Source organism: uncultured Thermosynechococcus sp. (genome assembly GCF_938074695.1).
GTDB lineage: Bacteria > Cyanobacteriota > Cyanobacteriia > Thermosynechococcales > Thermosynechococcaceae > Thermosynechococcus.
In genome coordinates this window covers 26,609-44,743 of sequence record NZ_CALJEM010000025.1, presented here as the reverse complement: position 1 = coordinate 44,743, position 18,135 = coordinate 26,609, and the positions used below count along the sequence as shown (strand labels likewise).

Genomic DNA, 18,135 nt, shown 5'->3' with positions numbered 1-18,135 from the left:
CAAAACTTTGGAGAACTTCCCTCGCCCCATGATTGATGAACTCTTGGAACTCTCACCCAACTGGGGACTGGATACCCTGTTGTTGCTGGTGGTGTTGTTGGCCCTAGAAGCGGTTCTTTCGGCAGACAATGCGATCGCCCTAGCGGCCTTAGTGCGAGGCATCGAAGCTTCAGATGAGCAGCGGCGGTCCCTCAATTTGGGACTCGTCATTTCCTACATTTTTCGGATTGGGCTGATTCTCACAGCCACGTGGGTCTTGCAGTTTTGGTAGACTGCTAGCGGTGCAATCCAACGTTTGTACTGAAGTGATTTTGGAGTTGATCCCCTATGTTGAAGCGTCTTTCGCCTTGGTTGCTAGCCCTGGCCCTACCCGTTGGTGCTCTTTTCACCACCCCGGCTAAAGCAGCTAACTTTATCTCCCTCACCTATGGCCCTTTTCAGCGCTCCTTCCCCATCTCGGAGCTTGAGGAATTTGTATCCACTCAAGAAGCGACTGGCGAATTGCGGGCATTGATGCGGTTGGTTCCCAAAGATGACCAAGCCAAGCTCCGAGAATTCTTAAGTATGCGGCTGCCCTTTGACGTCGTGCAAACCGATAAAATTCTAGCTAGTCCCATCGGCAAAGATTTACTCAAACAATTTTCTCAGGTGATGATTCGTCGGGATGAAGCCGGTGAAGTTGCCCTGCGCGGTGCCCTGCTCACTGCTGCTGCTTCCCCAGAAGGCTTGAGCATGATGTCGTTCCTGAAAAACTACCCTGCTGAAACCATTAACCTAGACTTGCGCAAACTCAATCAAATGCTCAAGACACAAGATGGCATTATGGGTATGCTGGGTAACTTACGCCCATAGCGCCAAACGATTGATCAAGATTCACAGTGAACAATTTCAGTGCAGGGGCAAAAAGACTCCTGCATTTTTTCGCAATCTACTCTTGCTCTCGCAACCACGTCCACCAGCGATTCAAGGGGGCATAGATCAAGGGTGCCCAAAGGCTGCTCATGATGGCCGAGCCAAGTGCCACCTGCCGATGGTGTTGCCAAATCTCTTCGAGGGGAAAACCACTGACAAGACTCATTTGAATGGCGATGACCGTTTGCTGCACAATGGCCATTGCAAAGGTAATTAGAGCAACGGAAATAAAATCCTCAGAAACAAAGCGCTGCTTTTGCATTAGGGCGGTCAGCGCCCCCACCAAAGCTAAACTGACTGCGTGGCTAGGGTGAGCACCCACTAAACCATCCTGAATCCAACCGAGGGCAATACCTGCTAGTGCCCCTTGACCCCACGATCGCTTGACACTCCAGACAATAACCCAAATTAAAAACCAGTCTGGTACCAATAGCGGCAAGTTAGGTAAGTGAATAAAGGTCAGCAGGGCACAAAGCCCCACAGAGCCGGTTGTAATTAGCCAGTTGAGGCTAGTTCGCCGTAAATGTGTCCATCGGTTCAGCATAGGGAATGACGGTCACCCACTCAAGGCGATCAATCGGTGCACCGAGAATAACCGTGGCATGGGGACGGGTTGGATCGCTTAGTTCCACCGATTGTACTTCTCCCACGGGAATGCCGGCCGGATAGAGACTGCTGAGGGCTGAAGTATAGAGGACATCCTTGGGCTGTACCTTGGGGTCTTTCTCCAAAAACTCCACAATCACCTGCTGATTCAGTTGTCCCCGCAGAATCCCCATTTGCCGCGTCCGACCCACCACGACCCCCACTCGACTGGCAGGATCGGTGAGCAACATCACCCGACTGGTATTGGGAGTAATGCTCGTAATGCGTCCCACAAGGCCACCGTTGCCCACAACCACCGAGCCAATGGTCAGACCTTGACGACTGCCTGCTCCCAGGAGGAGCGATCGCCACCATTGATCGGAACTCCGTCCAATCACCGGAACAATACGCCCTTCCCAATTAGGCAGCATCGGTGCTTTTAGCAGTTGCCGCAACCGCTGGTTTTCTGCCCGGAGGGCTGCTAGTTGCTGCTCCAGTTGCCAGGTGCGGGCTTGAATCAAAGTTTGCTGATCTTCCACGGAGCCTTGAAAGGGTAGATTGAGAAGGCGGTACAGCTCCCGAATTGCTGCCCCATTCGTCTCACGCAAGATCCAAGCGCTCGTGAGCACCAAGGTTGCCAGGAGGAAACTTCCTGCATATCGTCCCCACCAGCGCAGCAAAAAAGCCATGGCTGTTGTGATCCTTAACCAATGACCGAGGGTTGGGTGGAAAAGACACGGGCTAAGTCTTTGAAGTTTTCTAGCACCCGACCTGTGCCCATGACAACACAGCGCAGGGGATCTGCTGCTACATGAACCGCAATGCCTGTTTCATGGCTAATCAGCGTATCTAAGCCCCGCAGCAAGGCACCTCCCCCCGCCAGCATAATACCACGATCCACAATGTCCGCAGCCAGTTCTGGAGGCGTCCGCTCAAGAGTGCGCTTGATTGCTTCAATAATAGCCGAGAGAGGTTCTGCCATACTTTCCCGAATTTCCTCGGCTTTGACCACTACTGTGCGCGGTAGGCCAGAGAGTTGGTGTAGTCCTCGCACTTCCATGGATTCGGAGTCATAGCTGTCGTTGGGATAAGCAGAACCAATGCGAATTTTAATTTCTTCAGCTGTGCGTTCACCAATAATTAGGTTGTGCACTTTTTTCAAATATTGGACGATTGCCTCAGAAATTTCATCTCCAGCGACACGGACAGACTCACTCAAAACCGTGCCCTGCAAACTCAGAACCGCCACTTCTGTGGTTCCACCGCCAATGTCCACAATCATGTTGCCCGTTGGTTCTTCCACCGGCAAGCCCGCACCAAAGGCAGCAGCAACGGGTTCATCAATTAAATACACCTCCCGCGCTCCTGCCCCTCGCGCCGCATCCTCAATAGCACGGCGTTCCACACCCGTCACACCGCTGGGAATACCAATCACCACACGGGGCGCAAACAAATTCTTGCCGCCGTGCACTTGGCGCATAAAATGCTTGAGCATGAGTTCAGCGCGCTCAAAGTCAGCAATCACACCATCGCGCAGTGGCCGTACGGCCACCACATTGCCCGGCGTCCGACCTAGCATTCGCTTTGCTTCAGTACCAACGGCAAGGGGTTGTTTGGTGTTTTGGTCAATCGCAACAACGGAGGGTTCCTCTAAAACCACACCCCGCCCGGATACATAAACTAGGGTGTTGGCTGTGCCCAAGTCAATGCCGATATCTCGTGATAGCCGACTAAATAGTCCCACGATGGTGTACCCCTTCTTTGAATCCTATCGACGGTAACAGTCCTGTTACCAAAAACGTGATGGCAAGATTGTATTACGTTTTGTTTGAAAAATTTCGTTGAAAAATCCCGGTGGGTTATGCGTAAACAGCCCTGTTCACGAGAACGGCATGCCCCCTAAAACCATGAAAACCAGTGTGGGAAAGGTTGCCATTCCCTGTGTATCCTATAGAAGGCTGTACCAGTGATTTGCCATCGGGTCAATCCGGTCGCCTAGGGTTCCAAGTTGTTCAAGAATGGACAATTTGACATCCTCCCCGGCCTGTTAGCTTGCTCCCGCGCAGCTTGGCGCACCGGGTCAGGGAAGTAGTTTGTTCTGTTAAGGGAATCTATCTATGGCTACTGACTCTACTCAACCGGCAACCAAATGTGTCTCTGCCACCTTCAAGGAAGAGGCCAACGTCAAAGAAGCAATCGAACGGCTCTTGAATCGCGGTGTCCCCAAGGAAAATATCTCGATCATTGGTCGCAATTTTCAATCTGAAGCCCGGATTACTGGATTTATTACCAAGAAAGATATTATCTTGGATGGGGTTACTACGGGCGCCCTCTACGGTTCTATCTTTGGTTCACTGCTCAGTCTGCTGACGGGGGTTGGCGTTCTGTTCATTCCTTTTATTGGTGTTGTTGCGGCTGCAGGACCGCTGGCGGCTGCTCTCTTAGGTGCCACAGGTGGGGCACTCTATGGTGCTTTGGGCGCTGGGTTGGGCTCGGTGCTAATCTCCTTGGGGATGCCCCAAGATAAAGCAGCCATTTATCAAACACGGGTACAGGCGGGGGAATTCTTGCTCGTGGTCGAAGTTCCTGAGGAAAAGACGGGGGAGATTTTTCTCCTCTTGCAATCCGCCGGCGGTCAAGAGGCTGCAATTACTGAGATGCAAATTCCGCGTCAACCTGAGGGGCAGTTGTCTGGACCTGAGGACATTTCTCCAGAGGTGCGTGCAGATTTGTCGGAAGCGGCTCAGTCTAAGTTTATTGAGGCCTACAACGAGGCCCTCAAGGAGTCCAACGATGCAAAAAATGCCCTTGTTAAAGCATGGGAGCACATCAAAAATCTCTTCCAACGGGACGATCGGGGCATCTATGGTAGTTAAATAGTGGCTAGAGGGCGTTGACTTTCTCCCTGAGTTCAGGGTGCCCAAAGTCGGCAATCACACCATCGCGCAAGAGCCGCATGCGTCCGACCTAGGATTTACTTTGTTGCAGTACCAACGGTAAGAGGTTGCTTGGTGTTTCGGTCAATGGCAACAACGGCGGGATCCTCTAAAACCACACCCCATCCAGATACATCAACTAAAGCAGGCTATTGATTGACGGCATCTTCTTCATCGAGGTTACCCAAGGCCATGCCATTGGCTTCACGGCGTAGGATTTGCCGCTGTTGCTGGGTCACCTCAATGCCGACAGCGATCGCTTCTTTGAGCCGCTCTAATGTAGCTTGCCAGCGCTCTTGGGTAGTTTCTGAGAGGCGATCGCGATGTTGCTCAAAACTGGCAGTGATGTCTTCGAGCAGTTCGGGTAAAGCATCAGCAGATTTGCGCAGCAGTTGTCGGGTTTCCTTACCAGAGCGGGGAGCAATCAACAGCCCTACAACTGTGCCGATCGCGCTTCCTAGAAGCAAACCACCCCAAAAGGCACCACCGCCACCCTGTTGCTGACTCATCGCTTTCTCCTTCGGAAGCGGACACCATACCGCCCTATCCAGCTTATCAAGGTTAAAAACAAACGGACATGGCGCTGTTGCCGACGCCATTTAGGCAGTTGCGATCGCAAGCCTGCAACGCCTCGTTGGCCAATGAGAATTACCTCGGGGGCACCGCCTAAGACCCCGTGGGTACTCCGCTCGGCATCCAGTAGAGCGCGGGACACCCCCCGTAGAATTTGCCGCAGCTTCACTAACTGCCACGCTAACCACAGAGAAATCAGCGCAATCAGGCAATTGCAGCCAATTACAATCCAGACCATTCGTGGCGTAGGGGGCATTGACCTTCGGGACTACCGGTTCATCTTTTCATAGATTGCCACAGTGGAGGGTGAGGTGTGGCTAAGTAGACTAAGAGTTGATGATATTCAGCAGTGTGGTGAAATTGCTCCTAAAACAAAAAGGTTGGCGACAGATGTGGCCTTGGCCAGGGTCGCTGTTGCTGGCTGGGCTTGTTGTCGGCGGTGGCTTAGCCGGTTGGTACCACTGGCGATCGCCCTCTTTGACACCGCCTTACACGCTCACGGTGGAAGCACCCCCCCAAAGTCTGCAAGAGCTAAAGCAGTGGGCACAGTCTTCAGACCCCCTCAAGCGCGATCGCGCCCGCTATCTTTTGGCCGTAAAAAGCCTGAGTCAAAAGAACCCCCAATCTAGTCTCCAGTGGCTCCAAGGCCTTGAACGGACCTACCGACCCATGGCAGCCCCTATTCTTCTACTGCGGGCTGAGGCCTATCGCCAACAGGGAGACAACCGCAAGGCCAAGGAAACGTGGGAACAGTTGCTGCGGGACTATGGCAATGAACCTGAAGCAGCAGTGGCGCTTCTGAGCTTAAATCAACCGCAACCGGCGATCGCGCGCTTTCCCCGCCATCCTGCCGTCATCAACTACGTGGCGGAACAGTTAGAGAAAAATCCCGATCAAGTGCCCTACCTGAAGCTGGTGGCGCGCTACGGCCTTTTTCTGAAGGACTACGGCACCTACCTTGAAATTTTGCGCCAGCGCTACGCCGATCAACTGACGCCAGCCGACTGGGAAGCAGTTGCTTTCGGCTATTGGGAGAAAATGCAGTATGCCCCCGCTGCGGCCGCCTATGCCAAGGCACCGCCAACACCTCTGAATCTCTATCGGGTAGGACGGGGACGGCAACTGAGTGGCGACACCCCAGGGGCGATCGCTGCCTATCGGACGTTGGTTAACCGCTTTCCCCAGAGTTCAGAAGCTGCCCTAGCCCAACTGCGCCTTGCCCGTCTGGCGAAAACCCCGGCGGAGCGTCTCCCTTTGCTGGCTAAGTGTCTGCAGTTGGCAACGCAAAATCAAGCCCCGGCGATCGCGGCCGATGCCCTCTTGACGCAGTATGAAAACTACAAAGCACTGGGGAATACTGAGGGAGCACAACAGAGCCAACAGCAACTTTTTAAGACTTATCCCCAAAGTGGCGCCGCAGCGGAACTGCGCTGGCAACTGGCCCAAGGGGCTGCCCAAAAACGGCAGTGGTCTGAGGCACAACGGTGGGTTAGGGAAATTCTCAAATTCAATGCCGACAGTGAGCTGGCGCCGCGCGCAGCCTTTTGGCAGGGAAAATGGCAGGGAGAGGCAGGACAACCCCAAGCTCAACGCCAAACTTGGCAGTTCCTTATAGAGCACTATCCCCACACCTACTATGCTTGGCGGGCAGCCAGTCTGCTCAAAAAGCCAGTGGGCACGTTGACAACCCTGCGGCAACAGCGTCCTTCAGTGAGGCGCGATCGCCAACCCCTCCTCCCCCTAGCGACGGGTAGTTCAACACTGCGGGAACTGTATCTACTGGGGCAATCGCAGGAGGCTTGGCAGCGCTGGCAGTGGGAATTTGAAAATCGGGTGCAACCCAGTGCAGCAGAGCAACTGAGCGATGGCCTCATTCGCCTAGGGGTGGGGGAATACCTCGATGGCCTCTTCATGCTGCAAAACTTATTTACGCGGGCTGCCAATGAACCTGAAGTGGCCACCTTCTTTGCCCCCCTTCGCCGCGATGTTCGCTTTTGGTATGCCCTTTACCCCCTGCCCTACTGGGAGTTGGTGCAAAAGTGGTCACTGGCGCGCAACTTAAATCCTCTGCTGGTGATGGCTTTGATTCGCCAGGAGTCTCGCTTTGAAAAGGACATTCGCTCAGTGGCAGGGGCAACGGGGTTAATGCAGCTTATGCCTGAAACCGCTACTTGGATTGCCAAAAAGTTGAACCTAGACCGCTATTCGCTGGTGGAGCCAGAGGATAATATCCGCCTGGGCACTTGGTACTTTGACTACACCCACAATCAATACCATCAAAACACCCTCTTGGCTTTGGCAAGCTATAATGCGGGGCCTGGAAATGTCAATCACTGGTTAAAGCGGTTCGATATTACCGATCCCGATCGCTTTATCGAATCAATTCCCTTTCCTGAGACCCATGGCTATGTCAAAAATGTCTTAGAGAACTATTGGAATTACTGGCAACTCTATGCCCAGCCCGAAAAACCCTAAAATTTAGAGAAGGACAGGGTCAAATCATGGATCAAGATATTCCTGTTGCGGAGCGGCTACAACCAATCCCGAAGAGTAAGGGAGAGCCTCGGCGAGGGGGACTGGCGATCGCCAGCGCAATTCTTCTCGTGGGTCTTGTAGGGGGGGGAGCAGCAGGGTTTCTCAATCGTCCCCCTGCATCGCCAACGGCCAAAGAAACAGAGTCAACCCCGACGGCTACCCCAACGGAAAACCTGCTGGGACATCTGCCCTACGAGGAAGCCCCTCTCTCAGAACTCGAAGCGGTGAGTGCCGATGGCCAAATCAAGCTACGCCGAGCCGCAGCAGAGCGGTTTCGAGCCATGGTGGCTGCCGCGCAGCAGGAGGGAGTGGTTCTGGTGCCTCTTTCGGGCTTTCGCTCCAAACAGGATCAGGACTATCTCTTTTTTGAGGTCAAAGAGCAGCAGGCACAACGCACCACTGAGCGGGCATTGGTGAGTGCTCCCCCTGGCTATAGCGAACACCATACGGGCTATGCGGTGGATATTGGCGATGGCCACCGACCCAACACCCATCTTAAGGAGAGCTTTGAGGACACCCCGGCGTTTCAATGGCTGCAAAAAAATGCCGCCCGCTTTAGTTTTGAACTCTCGTTTCCCCGCAACAATCCCCAGGGCGTCAGCTATGAACCTTGGCACTGGCGTTTTGTGGGCGATCGCCACAGTTTGCAGACCTTCTACAGAGCACGACAACTGACACCGAGGAATTAGCCATGGGAGGACTTGCCCATCGGGCGGTTTTAGTGACAGGCGGCACCGGCGGACTGGGTCAGGGAGTGGTGCCCGTTCTCTTGAGTCAAGGCTATACCCTGACGGTTCCCTACATTGATGCGGCTGCCCGTGAAGCCCTTGAAAAACAATTGACGGCGGCGGAGTTGGCCAATGTGCGGTTTGTGGCGGCGGATTTGAACAATGAAAGTGAAGTAGCCGCCCTCGTGGAGCGCATGCCGCAATTGGATGCGGTGGTTCACTTGGTGGGCGGCTTTAGCATGGGGGCAACGGCGCAATTTGCCCTCAGTGACTGGCAGCAGAGTTTTCGCCTCAATGTGGAGACCACCTTCTTGGTGTGTAAACACGCCCTCAAACGCATGCAGGCTCAGCGGTACGGGCGCATTGTGACTATTGGCTCTCGCGGTGCGGTTGAACCCGCGGCGGAACTGGCGGCCTATTGTGCCGCCAAAGCAGCAGTGGTGGCTCTGACGCGGGCGATCGCCGCTGAAACCAAAGGCCAAAACATCACCGCCAATGTAATTCTCCCTAGCATTATTGATACCCCCGCCAATCGAGCGGCCATGGGGGAAGCGCAAGCAGCAAATTGGGTGAGTCCCCAGGCAATTGGTGAACTGATTGCCTATCTGATTTCCGAGGGAGCAGCGGCCATCAGTGGTGCCGTGATTCCCATCTATGGCAATGCCTAGGGCCATGCTCTTTATCCTATTGCTGAGCCTGCTTTGTGCGATTGCCAATGTCCTCACCGAGATCCTGATTCTTACCCCCCTTGAAGTGCTGCGCTCCCTTCATCTGCCCGCGGTGGTGCTGTGGGGTGTGCTTTTCCTCCTGCTGGCGTGGCTGATGGGAGACTAGGGCACTACACCAGAACTCCCCTTTGGCTAAATGCAGCAATTTGGGCAGCCGCCACTTCTAAACAGGGGCGATCGCGCACTAGGGCAAAGCGCACATAGCCCTCTCCCCCTTGACCAAAGCCTGAGCCGGGTGCCGCTGCAATCCCAGTTGCTTTGACCAGCGCCTGACAAAAGCCAAGGGAATCCCGCCGCCAAGGCTCAGGGAGGGGCGCCCACACATACATCGTCGCCGCGGGCAGGGGCACCGACCAACCGTGATCTGCAAGGGCTTGGACAAAGGTATCGCGCCGCTGTTGGAAAATTTTGCGGGTTTGCTGAACACAGGTCTGATCCCCCGTGAGGGCGGCAATGGCCCCCCGCAGGATGCCGGCGTACTGGTTAAAGTCAATCACTGACTTAATTTGGCGCAGCGCCGCAATCACGTCGGCACGGCCGATGGCAAAGCCAATGCGAAACCCGCCCATATTGTAGGACTTGGAGAGGCTATAGAATTCAATGCTCACCTGGCGATCGCGATCCACTTCAAAGATCGAGGGTGCTCGCTCTGCGTCAAAGACCAGATCAACGTAGGGGAAATCGTGTACCAGCAGGAGGCCGTGGCGATCGCAAAACTCCACCGCTGTCCTAAAAAACTCAAGGGGAGCAACCGCCGTGGTGGGATTGTGGGGATAGCTGAGAATCAGCAGTTTGGCCTGCTCTCGCACCCTCAGGGGAATGGCCTCTAGATCCGGCAAAAAGTGATTTTCTGCCCGCAAGCGCAATGGATAGAGTTGCCCCCCTGCCAGATACACGCCCCCCGCATGGGAGGGATACCCCGGATCGAGCACCAGGGCATACTCTTGGGGGTTCATCACCGCCAGGGGCAAGTGGGCTGTGCCCTCTTGGGAACCAATCAGCGTCAGCACTTCCCGCTCTGGATCCACCCTGAGGCCGAAGCGGCGTTCAAACCAAGTGGCCACCGCCTGGCGAAAGGCCGCCGTACTGGCAAAGAGTTGATAGCCGTAGGTACTGGCATCGCGTACCGAAGCTTCAATGGCCGCCAAAATGTGATCCGCGACGGGCAAATCCGCAGAGCCGAGGGAGAGATCCACAATGGGCTTGCCTGTGGCTGCCACCGCTGCCTTCGCCCGATCCATAGCATCAAAGACATTGCTCTGAAAGTACCGCAGGCGATCGGCCAACCTCATGCTGCCACCTCCCCATCGCGGGAGAGCAGTGCCTCCACAAATTCAAAGCTGTTAAAGGGGCGCAAATCCTTAATGCCCTCGCCAGCACCAATGAAGCGAATGGGCAGGCCTAATTCCTGTACCACCGCCAAAGCCACCCCTCCCTTCGCCGTCCCGTCCAACTTAGTGAGGATGACGCCCGTGAGTTGCGCCGCCTCGGCAAAGACCTGGGCTTGGCGCAAACCATTTTGACCCAGGGTGGCATCGAGAACTAGGAGCGACTCAATTTGCGCATCGCCTGCGTTCTTATCAATAATGCGGCGGATTTTCTTGAGTTCCTCCATGAGGTTGGCCTTGTTTTGCAGGCGGCCGGCAGTGTCCACCAGCAGCAATTCGGTGCCCCGCGCCTTGGCTGCCCCAATGGCATCAAAGACCACCGCAGCAGGATCGGTATTTTTGGCGGGGTTGGCAATCACCTCCACATTGGAGCGTTGTCCCCAAATTTTCACCTGTTCCGTGGCTGCTGCCCGAAAGGTATCTGCCGCTGCAATCAAACAGCGATAGCCTGACCGGGTGGCAATGTGAGCCAGTTTCCCAATGGTGGTGGTTTTGCCGACACCGTTGACACCGGCAATCAACCAGATATTCAGCACGCCTTTTTTCGGGGCAAACTCGCGGCGGTAGCCTTGTTGAAAGGGGCGATCCAGAATGTCCCGCAGAATCTCCTTCAGGTAGGCGATCGCCTGATCGGCAGGGAGGGTTTCTTGGCGAATTTTTGTTTGCAGTGCTGCAATAATCTGATCTGTGGCCTTGACCCCCACATCCGACTGCAACAGCAGCATCTCAATCTCTTCCACCGCCTCCCGACTCAGGGGGCCTTGACCCACAATCGCCCGCAGTTGATGCACCAATCCCCGCCGCGTTTTGCCCAGACCTTGGCGCAGGCGTTGCAACCAAGTAATTTCCTCAATATCCACCTCCTCTGGCCGCCGCCCTTGGGCTGCCAGCACCTCCGCTGACCACAAAAAGCCCTCATTGAGGACAAGGGAAGGGTTTGGTTCTCCCGGTTCAGCCTCAACAACAGCAGATTGAGCCACGGCAGTCTTTTCGGACTCCTCAGAAATGGAAACGGGGCTATCCGCCGCTGTCTTTTGGCTTGCTTCAGGGGTTTCAACGGTTGCGGCACTCTCCGATTGCTGTCGCGCTTGAATAGACTGGAGTGCTGTTTTTGCCCAATTGAGGATAGGCGGGGAAGCGGTGGATTCTGGAGAGTCTGGGGGTGGGGATTCCGTTGGGGTTTCTGCCGGAGGGGATGGCTCCTCACCACTGCCGCCAAACTTGCGTCGAAACCAATTAAAAACCATGCCCTATCCTTTGTCCAACCGAACTTGCCTATTTTCCAGAATAGCTTTGATTCTCTGCTAAAAAAGCTTGCAGGCGATCGCCCACCCAGCGGCTCAAGGCAGGATGACCCACCACCAAGGGCAGCCAGTGCTGCACATCGGCGCAATTGTAGCGGGGCAACTCCCCATTGGCATAGGTAAAGGCTCCTCCCGCCTCCTGCATGATGAGATCTGGCGCGGCCAAATCCCAGTCCTTGGGGGCACTGCCTCCTGTGAGATTGACGTACAGATCCGCATCCCCTTGGCAAATACTTGCTGTTTTACAGCCCATACTCCCCATCGGAATTTGCTGTATGACCCCCAATGTGCTTAGAAAGGCTTGCAGGTGCTCTCCGCCGTGGCTCCGACTCATGACCACCCGCAACGGCCGCCCTTCATTGGGTGGCTGAACCCGCAGTTGCGTAGAATCCCAGCGGGTCTCTCGATAGGTGCCTGCGCCGGCAATGGCGGTGTAGATGACCTCCTGCTCTGGCCAAACCACGGCGGCTAAACAGGGGCGATGGTCATGAACCAGGGCAACGTGAATGGCGTATTCCCCCGTTTGCTGTAGAAAGTCGGAGGTGCCATCGAGGGGGTCAATGATCCACTGGTAGGGCTGCGGCAATGGCTGCCCTGGGGTATAGGTTTCTTCTGTCAAATAGCCAAACTGGGAGGCGGGAAAATGTGCTTGGAGGGCATGGCGCAAAAAGGCATCAATCGTTTGATCCGCCAGCGTAACGGGATCGCCGCCTTTGTCCTGCACCGTTAGATGCTTCACCTGGCGGTAAAACTGGCGCAGTTGCTCAAGGGCTTGCCACAGAATTGGGCGCAGCGTTGCAAGCGTCTTTTCAAGATCAAGGGAGGGGGACATGGTTTTAAGCTGCCCAAAAGGAAAGACCACGGGGAATCGCGGCAATTAATCTGCGGGTATAGTCGTGCTGGGGCTGTTGGTAAACGGCTTCCGCCTCACCCATTTCCACAATTTCGCCATTGTACATAACCATGAGGCGATCGCTCATGAATTTGACCACACTGAGGTCGTGGGAAATAAAGAGGTACGTCAGTTGAAACTCCCGTTGGAGTTCTTTGAGTAAATTCAGCACCTGCGCCTGCACGGATACATCCAAGGCCGAGACGGCCTCATCGCAGACGATAAACTCTGGATTCAAGGCCAAGGCACGGGCAATACAAATTCGCTGCCGCTGCCCCCCCGAAAATTCATGGGGATAGCGATGCTGGGCTTGGGGGTCAATGCCCACCCGTTCCAGAAGATAGGACACCCGTTCTTGGTGTTGCCGTTTTGACTGATGAGGGCGGTGAAGGCGCAGCGGTTCTGCCACCAACTCGCCAATGGTCATACGCGGATTCAAGGAACTGTAGGGATCTTGGAAAATGAGTTGCATGCGTTGCCGCAGGGGGCGCAATTGGCGAGGCGATAAATGGCTAATGTCGCGATCGCCAAAAAAAATCTTGCCTTGAGCAGGTTCCAGCAGACGCAACAGGGTGCGGCCTAGGGTGGTTTTGCCGCAACCCGACTCCCCCACCAAGCCAAGGGTCTCCCCTGTACGAATCGTAAACGAGACATCCCTAACGGCAGTAACAAAGCGCTGCCTGCCCGCCACAGGATACTTCACCCAGAGATGTTCCACCCGCACCAAGGGGGGTTGGGTGGCTAAATCGGCTAGGCGCTCCTGCTGCTGCGCGGGGGAAATTACTTCTAAGCGGGGGGGCGTTGCCCCAAGAAAATCGGCCACCGTGGGCAAAAGAGTCAACCGGCAATCCAAGCGGGGACGGCAGGCCAAGAGTCCTTTGGTATAGGGATGTTGGGGGTGGCGAAACACCTCCTCCACCGTTCCCGCTTCAACAATTTGCCCTTGGTACATGACAATAACTCGATCGGCCAACTCCCCCACAAGATTGAGATCATGGGTTACAAAAATCAATGACAAGTTGTACTGTTGCTGTAACTCCTGTAGAAGCCGCAGGATGGCCGCCTGCACGGTGACATCGAGGGCAGTGGTTGGTTCATCGGCAATTAAAAGCAGCGGCGAGGCCGCCATCGCCATGGCAATCATCACCCGCTGGATTTGCCCGCCGGACAGTTGGTGTGGATAGCGCTTAAGAAAGCGTTTTTTCACCTCAAGGGGGTCTTCGGGCTTGAGGAGCTGCACCTGCTCCAGGAGGGCGATCGCCCGCTGTTGAACTGATGCCCAGGGCAGCCGTTGCTGCGGATCGATGGCCTCCGCCAGTTGAAAGCCAATGGAATAGACGGGATTGAGGGAACTCATTGGCTCTTGAAACACCATACTGATTTGCCGTCCCCGAATCTGTTGCATTTGGCGAGGGGAACAGCGCAGCAAGTCAATGGCTTCCCCTTCTGGTTGAAACCAAGCTTGGCCACGGCTAATGCGTGCCGGCGGCAACAGTAACTGCAGGAGCGCCAAACAGGTCACTGACTTACCCGAACCTGACTCGCCGACAATGCCAAGGGTTTGACCCCGCTCAAGGCTAAAGGAAATCCCATCCACTGCCCGCTGGATCTGACCCGCTTGGCAAAAGTCAACGGTGAGGGCTTCAACACGCAAAAGGGGTGACGACATCGCAGGGCGAACCAACTCAGAATAATCCTAGAATAGAGGCGATTTTGGCACTCAGGTATGGAGTTGATCTTTTTGGGGGTTGGCCTGCTGTTGGGTCTAGCAGTTTGGTTCTGGCAGTGGCAGCAAGTGCAACACGCTGTGGAGACAATCCTTGAGCAGTACACCGTCCGTCCCTGCAAATCCTCACCGTGGCAACGCCTGCAGACCTTACTCAGCCAACAGCTTCAAGAACAGGAACGCTGTCGTCAGCAACTGCTGCGCTCTCAAAAGCTTGTTGAATATGCCCCCATTGCCTACTTTGAGGTGGATGAAGCCGATTGCGTGGTCTGCTGTAACGCGGCGGCGCGATCGCTCTTCGGTTGCGCCCATCCCCAAGGTCGCCTTTTTCTAGAACTGGTGCGCTCCTATGAATTGGACTGTCTTATCGAGGAGGTGCGCCACGAGGAAACCATGCGGGAGCAGGAATGGCTCTATGCCTACCTTACACCGACCGGACAAACCAAGCGCAAACCCCTGCGGGCACGGGGACTCTTCCTTGGCGAGGGGCATGTGGGGGTATTCATTGAAGACTGCGAAGAAACGGTGCGGTTGCGGGATGAGCGCGATCGCTGGGCAGCGGATGTTGCCCATGAATTAAAAACCCCCTTAACATCCCTGCGCCTTGTTGCTGAAACCCTGCAACAACGGGTGCCAGAGTCCTTACGGGATTGGGTTGATCGCCTCCTCGAGGAAATTATTCGCCTCAGTCTCCTTGTCCAAGAACTCCTAGAATTAAACCGCCTCAGCCACACGCCCGCCGATAGCCTAGAGCGACACCCCCTCGACCTTGTCAAACTTATTGACACTGCATGGCAATCCCTCGCCCCCCTCGCTAAGGCCAAAAACATTCACCACGAGTACACCGGCCCAGAGCAATTTCCCTACTGCGGGAATGAATCGCAACTGTTTCGGCTCCTCGTCAATCTCTACGACAACGCCATTAAGTACAGCCCTGTGGGGAGTCGGGTTTACACCCGCCTAGTGAGCGATCGCGAGGGAGGCTATCTTTGCCTTGAAGTCATTGACACGGGCAGTGGCTTTCCCCCCAAGGACTTGCCCCATGTGTTTGAGCGGTTTTATCGAGCACAGGCACGGCGGCATCGCTTTGTCATCCCCACCGATAGTGAAGGACGCATGCCCCCTATTGGCAGTGGCAGTGGATTGGGGCTAGCCATTGCCCGCCAAATTGTAGAGTGCCACGGGGGCTATATGCAGGCTGCCAATCATCCACACTATGGGGGAGCATGGCTGCGAATTTATCTGCCGCTGATCTCACCTTAGTTTTCTATAATTCCTTAGCAATCCAGCGATCGCGCCCCAGTGACTTTGCTTTATAAAGGCATTGGTCAGCCCACCGGAGCAAGTCGGCAGGCAAATGGGGCGCAGCAGGCACGGTGGTGGCAATCCCAAAACTGGCGGTGAGGGTTGAGCCAACGAGGCTTTTCGCATGGGGAATGTTCGCTGCAGCAAGAGCCGCCCGTACCTTTTCCACAACGTGGATGGCTCCGCCTTGGGTTGTATTGGGCAGGATTAGGGCAAATTCCTCCCCCCCAAAGCGGGCAGCCACATCGCCGGCACGCTGAAGACAGCACTCCAAGATTTGTGCCACCTGCCTTAGCACCTCATCTCCCTGCAAGTGGCCGTAGTGGTCGTTATAGGCCTTAAAGCAGTCAATATCCAATAGCACTAAGCTCAAGGGACAGTGCTCCCGCTGACAGCGCCGCCATTCTTTGGCCAGCAGCTCATCAAAGTAGCGACGATTGCCAATATCGGTGAGGCTATCTAAATAGGCCATCTGTTGTAAATTGGCATTGGCCTGTTCTAGGGCTTGGTACATTTCTGCCTGTTGCAGTGCCACCGCTAGGGGTTCGGCAATCCGTTGCAGTAAGAATAGTTCTTCCCGCTGCCAAAGCCGTGGCCGACTGCACTGATGGGCAATCAACAGCCCCCAAAGGGTCTGCCCGTGCAAGAGGGGTACTACGAGATTCGCCTGCACCTGCAAACCCACCAGCAGCTCGCGATAGCAATCTTGAAGTTGGGCTTGGTTGACATCGCTGATGGTCAGGGTTCGTCCTTCGAGAAAGCGCTGGGCAGTTTCCCTGCTAAAACAGGGGTCGTGGATGATTTGGCCACGGATGGCATAGGCAGGAGAAGAGGTTGCCTCTACAGCAACAATGCCACTGCCGTCTTCTAAAAAGCGGTAAATGAGCACGCGATCGCTCAGGAGCAGTTGCTGAATACTGGTGACTGCCCGCTGCAAAATTTCTTCCAGTTGCAGGGATTGGCGAATATCTTGAATGATTGTGCTGACGATAATCTCCCGCTCTAGGGCGGTCTTGAGCCGCTCTTCCGTGCGCTTTTGCTCCGAGACATCCAGCAGCACGCCGTAGAGGGTATTGGTTTCAGGATTGAGCTGGCCGCGATCGCTCAACCAGCGGAAACAGCCATCCCGATGTTGAATGCGATAGGTGGTACTATAGGCACGCTGCTGCTGAATCGCCTGTTCAATCTCCCGTTCTGCCCTAGCCAAATCGGCAGGTGGAATAATCCGACGCAGATCCGACAACTCTTGGGGAAAATATCCCGTGAGATCGTAAATTTGATCGCTAACGTAATGAAACTGCCACAGGCGATCGCGGCGATAGATCGCAACAGGTAAATGACTGATGAGGGTGTTGTAGCGCTGCTCACTCTCGGTAATTGCCACCGTAATTGCCTGTTGCCGTGACAGTTGCCAGCGGAGTTCTGCCGTGGCCTGATTGAGTTCCCGGGTTAGAACCTGAATCACCCCTTGGGCTTCCGTAATGTCAATTGCCGCCAACAGATTACTTTGGGTAACAATGCCCACCATCTGCCCCTTGGCATCCACCACCACAACCCGCCGTACCCCATGCTCTTTGAACAAATGATTGACCTGCCACAGAGTTTGATCGGGGGTTACCGTCAGCACGGGTTGGGACATAGTACTGCCCACCGTTCCGCTGAGCACCCCCCCTTGGGAATGCAGTGCCTCAAAAATATCCTTTTCTGTAATGATACCGCGCGGCAGCAGACCACTGGACGTTGCTTCAGGAACCACCAAACTCGTCACACGCCGTTCAGTCATCAGGGCAGCAGCTTCCTGTAAAGAAGCCTCCGCAGCAATAGTAACCACATCGGGCACCATGACCTCAGCCACCCGCTTAATCCGTAATAGATCCACCGGGCGCAGGCTCTCGCGAAAAGCTTGGCGGGTCAGTAATCCCTCAACCCCCCCTGAATTATTCACCACTGCAAGGGCATCCACCCCAAAGTAGCGAAACCGCTCCAAGACCGCTAGGGGATCGTCGAGATCATTGAGGCGCAGACAATAGTCGGGCGGTAGCATAATTTTGGAGGCGGTGATCTCCTCAGGAGACATGCCTTGACCAAGGGCACGGATCACCTCCCGCTGGGTAATCAATCCTTGAAACTGTCCTTGCTCTTCTACAACTAAACCAAATCCTTGGTTGTTCTGTAACCCGCGGAGAATCTCATTGAAGGAACCCGTTGGAGCAATCACAACTAATTGAGCCTGAACCAAGGCTTGCAAATTTAAGCCTAAACTCAATTGCTCCATAGTGCCCCTCTCTCAGGAAGATTTGCTATTAAGGTTATGTCTATAATTTTTAATTTTTCTAAAAAACAAACAAAAGATTTACAAAAATCCATGTCATTAACTTTGACGATCTCCACCGCAGCTTGATTATTCTAATTTTATCTTGTATGGTTCGCTAACAGCATTGAGGATGAGGATACGCAAAGGGAATGTGAGTCTCCTCCGTGGCTACTTTTACAGTTTTGAGTGCCTTCGATCCAGCAATCAAG

General features: G+C 54.7%; 17 protein-coding genes and 1 pseudogene. 8 read left to right on the top strand and 10 right to left on the bottom strand.

The window, feature by feature from the left end:
* Positions 1-28: 28 nt before the first annotated feature.
* Positions 29-268: pseudogene (locus Q0683_RS04305) on the top strand (hypothetical protein); the annotation flags it as partial.
* A gap of 59 nt (positions 269-327) precedes the next feature.
* Entirely contained in the window at positions 328-852 is a 525-nt protein-coding gene (locus Q0683_RS04300) for an alpha/beta hydrolase (RefSeq protein WP_298976454.1), read from the top strand.
* 76 nt (positions 853-928) lie between these two features.
* Here Q0683_RS04300 and mreD read toward each other — a convergent pair whose 3' ends face one another.
* The 3 genes from mreD to Q0683_RS04285 are packed head-to-tail and all read right to left on the bottom strand — an operon-like array spanning position 929 to position 3,241.
* Positions 929-1,456, bottom strand: a complete 528-nt coding sequence (gene mreD / locus Q0683_RS04295) for a rod shape-determining protein MreD (protein ID WP_298613903.1) — start codon at positions 1,454-1,456, stop codon at positions 929-931.
* A complete protein-coding gene (mreC, locus tag Q0683_RS04290; RefSeq protein WP_298613901.1) occupies positions 1,422-2,186 on the bottom strand; it encodes a rod shape-determining protein MreC in 765 nt (254 codons plus the stop codon). Before mreC ends, mreD begins: the two co-directional genes overlap by 35 nt.
* A gap of 14 nt (positions 2,187-2,200) precedes the next feature.
* On the bottom strand, positions 2,201-3,241 hold the full coding sequence (locus Q0683_RS04285) for a rod shape-determining protein (protein WP_298613899.1): 1,041 nt from the start codon (positions 3,239-3,241) through the stop codon (positions 2,201-2,203).
* 373 nt (positions 3,242-3,614) lie between these two features.
* On the opposite strand from Q0683_RS04285, the gene Q0683_RS04280 reads away from it, so the two are divergent.
* The gene (locus tag Q0683_RS04280; RefSeq protein WP_298613897.1) at positions 3,615-4,373 is read left to right on the top strand and encodes a ChaB family protein; all 759 of its coding nucleotides are present in this window, start codon (positions 3,615-3,617) and stop codon (positions 4,371-4,373) included.
* Positions 4,374-4,582: 209 nt separating this feature from the next.
* Here the strand turns inward: Q0683_RS04280 and Q0683_RS04270 are convergent, their stop codons facing one another.
* Both Q0683_RS04270 and Q0683_RS04265 read right to left on the bottom strand, forming a co-directional pair.
* The gene (locus tag Q0683_RS04270; protein ID WP_298976451.1) at positions 4,583-4,942 is read right to left on the bottom strand and encodes a YtxH domain-containing protein; all 360 of its coding nucleotides are present in this window, start codon (positions 4,940-4,942) and stop codon (positions 4,583-4,585) included.
* Positions 4,939-5,244, bottom strand: a complete 306-nt coding sequence (locus tag Q0683_RS04265; RefSeq protein ID WP_298615262.1) for a hypothetical protein — start codon at positions 5,242-5,244, stop codon at positions 4,939-4,941. The genes Q0683_RS04270 and Q0683_RS04265 overlap by 4 nt, the downstream gene beginning before the upstream one ends.
* A gap of 113 nt (positions 5,245-5,357) precedes the next feature.
* Here Q0683_RS04265 and Q0683_RS04260 point away from each other — a divergent pair, with 113 nt between their 5' ends.
* The 4 genes from Q0683_RS04260 to Q0683_RS04245 are packed head-to-tail and all read left to right on the top strand — an operon-like array spanning position 5,358 to position 9,103.
* Positions 5,358-7,481: a transglycosylase SLT domain-containing protein gene (locus tag Q0683_RS04260; protein WP_298976449.1), complete on the top strand. Its 2,124-nt coding sequence runs from the start codon at positions 5,358-5,360 to the stop codon at positions 7,479-7,481.
* A 26-nt stretch (positions 7,482-7,507) separates the two neighbouring features.
* Entirely contained in the window at positions 7,508-8,230 is a 723-nt protein-coding gene (locus tag Q0683_RS04255) for a M15 family metallopeptidase (RefSeq protein ID WP_298615269.1), read from the top strand.
* A 2-nt stretch (positions 8,231-8,232) separates the two neighbouring features.
* Positions 8,233-8,937, top strand: a complete 705-nt coding sequence (gene fabG / locus Q0683_RS04250; protein WP_366142503.1) for a 3-oxoacyl-ACP reductase FabG — start codon at positions 8,233-8,235, stop codon at positions 8,935-8,937.
* Positions 8,924-9,103, top strand: a complete 180-nt coding sequence (locus Q0683_RS04245) for a hypothetical protein (protein WP_298615277.1) — start codon at positions 8,924-8,926, stop codon at positions 9,101-9,103. Before fabG ends, Q0683_RS04245 begins: the two co-directional genes overlap by 14 nt.
* 4 nt (positions 9,104-9,107) lie before the next feature.
* Here Q0683_RS04245 and Q0683_RS04240 read toward each other — a convergent pair whose 3' ends face one another.
* Genes Q0683_RS04240 through Q0683_RS04225 form a run of 4 tightly spaced genes read right to left on the bottom strand, consistent with a single transcriptional unit; the run spans position 9,108 to position 14,265 of the window.
* Positions 9,108-10,289, bottom strand: coding sequence for an LL-diaminopimelate aminotransferase (locus Q0683_RS04240; protein WP_298976446.1), 1,182 nt, complete (start codon positions 10,287-10,289; stop codon positions 9,108-9,110).
* Positions 10,286-11,632 (bottom strand): signal recognition particle-docking protein FtsY, encoded by a 1,347-nt coding sequence (ftsY, locus tag Q0683_RS04235; RefSeq protein ID WP_298976444.1) that lies wholly within the window; start codon positions 11,630-11,632, stop codon positions 10,286-10,288. Before ftsY ends, Q0683_RS04240 begins: the two co-directional genes overlap by 4 nt.
* Positions 11,633-11,660: 28 nt before the next feature.
* On the bottom strand, positions 11,661-12,521 hold the full coding sequence (locus tag Q0683_RS04230; RefSeq protein WP_298615283.1) for a 3'(2'),5'-bisphosphate nucleotidase CysQ: 861 nt from the start codon (positions 12,519-12,521) through the stop codon (positions 11,661-11,663).
* Between the two features lie 4 nt (positions 12,522-12,525).
* On the bottom strand, positions 12,526-14,265 hold the full coding sequence (locus tag Q0683_RS04225; RefSeq protein ID WP_366142500.1) for an ABC transporter ATP-binding protein: 1,740 nt from the start codon (positions 14,263-14,265) through the stop codon (positions 12,526-12,528).
* Positions 14,266-14,307: 42 nt separating this feature from the next.
* Between Q0683_RS04225 and Q0683_RS04220 the strand changes: the two genes are divergently transcribed.
* Positions 14,308-15,570, top strand: coding sequence for a cell wall metabolism sensor histidine kinase WalK (locus tag Q0683_RS04220; RefSeq protein WP_298615286.1), 1,263 nt, complete (start codon positions 14,308-14,310; stop codon positions 15,568-15,570).
* A 4-nt stretch (positions 15,571-15,574) separates the two neighbouring features.
* Here the strand turns inward: Q0683_RS04220 and Q0683_RS04215 are convergent, their stop codons facing one another.
* Complete coding sequence (locus tag Q0683_RS04215; protein ID WP_298615290.1) at positions 15,575-17,887, bottom strand: diguanylate cyclase domain-containing protein; 2,313 nt, start codon at positions 17,885-17,887, stop codon at positions 15,575-15,577.
* Between the last annotated feature and the right edge of the window lie 248 nt (positions 17,888-18,135).

Bases quoted from the DNA above. Each gene is read 5' to 3' on its own strand.
- Q0683_RS04300 (WP_298976454.1), top strand. From the start codon at position 328: ATGTTGAAGCGTCTTTCGCCTTGGTTGCTAGCCCTGGCCCTACCCGTT.
- mreD (WP_298613903.1), bottom strand. From the start codon at position 1,456: ATGCTGAACCGATGGACACATTTACGGCGAACTAGCCTCAACTGGCTA.
- mreC (WP_298613901.1), bottom strand. From the start codon at position 2,186: ATGGCTTTTTTGCTGCGCTGGTGGGGACGATATGCAGGAAGTTTCCTC.
- Q0683_RS04280 (WP_298613897.1), top strand. From the start codon at position 3,615: ATGGCTACTGACTCTACTCAACCGGCAACCAAATGTGTCTCTGCCACC.
- Q0683_RS04270 (WP_298976451.1), bottom strand. From the start codon at position 4,942: ATGAGTCAGCAACAGGGTGGCGGTGGTGCCTTTTGGGGTGGTTTGCTT.
- Q0683_RS04265 (WP_298615262.1), bottom strand. From the start codon at position 5,244: ATGGTCTGGATTGTAATTGGCTGCAATTGCCTGATTGCGCTGATTTCT.
- Q0683_RS04255 (WP_298615269.1), top strand. From the start codon at position 7,508: ATGGATCAAGATATTCCTGTTGCGGAGCGGCTACAACCAATCCCGAAG.
- fabG (WP_366142503.1), top strand. From the start codon at position 8,233: ATGGGAGGACTTGCCCATCGGGCGGTTTTAGTGACAGGCGGCACCGGC.
- Q0683_RS04245 (WP_298615277.1), top strand. From the start codon at position 8,924: ATGGCAATGCCTAGGGCCATGCTCTTTATCCTATTGCTGAGCCTGCTT.
- Q0683_RS04240 (WP_298976446.1), bottom strand. From the start codon at position 10,289: ATGAGGTTGGCCGATCGCCTGCGGTACTTTCAGAGCAATGTCTTTGAT.
- ftsY (WP_298976444.1), bottom strand. From the start codon at position 11,632: ATGGTTTTTAATTGGTTTCGACGCAAGTTTGGCGGCAGTGGTGAGGAG.
- Q0683_RS04230 (WP_298615283.1), bottom strand. From the start codon at position 12,521: ATGTCCCCCTCCCTTGATCTTGAAAAGACGCTTGCAACGCTGCGCCCA.
- Q0683_RS04220 (WP_298615286.1), top strand. From the start codon at position 14,308: ATGGAGTTGATCTTTTTGGGGGTTGGCCTGCTGTTGGGTCTAGCAGTT.
- Q0683_RS04215 (WP_298615290.1), bottom strand. From the start codon at position 17,887: ATGGAGCAATTGAGTTTAGGCTTAAATTTGCAAGCCTTGGTTCAGGCT.